This window comes from Bartonella sp. AA16NXGY, assembly GCF_042197325.1.
In the GTDB taxonomy this organism is placed as follows: Bacteria; Pseudomonadota; Alphaproteobacteria; order Rhizobiales; family Rhizobiaceae; genus Bartonella.
Genome location: NZ_JBHIRR010000059.1, coordinates 1 through 995, shown reverse-complemented (window position 1 = coordinate 995; position 995 = coordinate 1). Strand labels below are relative to the sequence as shown.

Here is a 995-nt window from a genome sequence, read left to right as displayed (position 1 = left end):
GCATCATCGGTTTTAATGACAAAAGCCGTTAAGCGGTCATCCATCACAAGGAGTGGTACATCATAGCGTGCTTCTGCCCAACCTAGCTTTGCGCCCTTCATAGAATAAAAGCTTTGCGCTTGAATATCGGCGGTAGGATAGCCGTTTTCTGTGGTCACCAAATCAATCACCAAATCATGGTTCTGATTGCCGATTTTGCAAAGATGAAAGTCAATACCGGTGATTTGCCGTGTTTCATCGGGGGTAAAAACTTGCGCTTGTGGGTCCACTTGCGTCCATATCTTCACCGTGGTGGTGCGCCGCATCACTTTCACATCAATCAGACCTTGACCGGTAAAAAGCCCCGTTGCAATGGTTCCACCTTTTCCCCTTGCCACAACGTTTTTTGTGCCAGCCGTAATATTTTGTGGAATCGTGAAAGCGCCCTCAAGGGTGCCCTTGCTATCGGCAATAAGGAGACTCTTTGGTAAAACATTCACACCATCAAAGGTAAGACTTTCCAAGATTTCGCTACTGCCAAAACCTTCAATTTTAAAGTGAAGGGTAATTTGTCTTAAAAAGTCGATTTGTTCTTGGTGTGTGTTGATGAAATTATCGCTTACTTCTGTTCTACGTATGGTACTGCCGCGATGTTTTCCCATAATGATTTGATTGGTGATACCCGAGAGCCAATCGGTGCGTTGTTCATGCCAAAAGTCTGTTGCGGGTTCAAGGGTTACTGTACCAGGCAGGGGTGCAAAATTTTGATAAGGATTGATTTTTTCGCAAGCCGTTGTCAACTCTTGCGCAATGATCACTTCATTTGTCCAGTCAAGGGTGACAGGCGCTTTTAAAGGAGCAGTATAGAATGTTGGATCAATGGCAAGCTGTAAAATGCCGTTGCCTACAGCACCTGTTTGTTGAAAGCCTTCATCTCTGTAACTATCATCAAGAAAAGGGTCTGCAAACATGCCCTTTTTGGCAACAGGTTCTTTAGAGTCAACATTGCTTTTAAT

The 995-nt window shown here is 44.3% G+C and carries 1 protein-coding gene; it reads right to left on the bottom strand.

What is annotated here, in order from left to right; genetic code table 11:
- On the bottom strand, positions 1 to 995 hold a 995-nt coding region (locus tag ACFINK_RS09325), incomplete at both ends, for a DUF4815 domain-containing protein (RefSeq protein ID WP_375638907.1).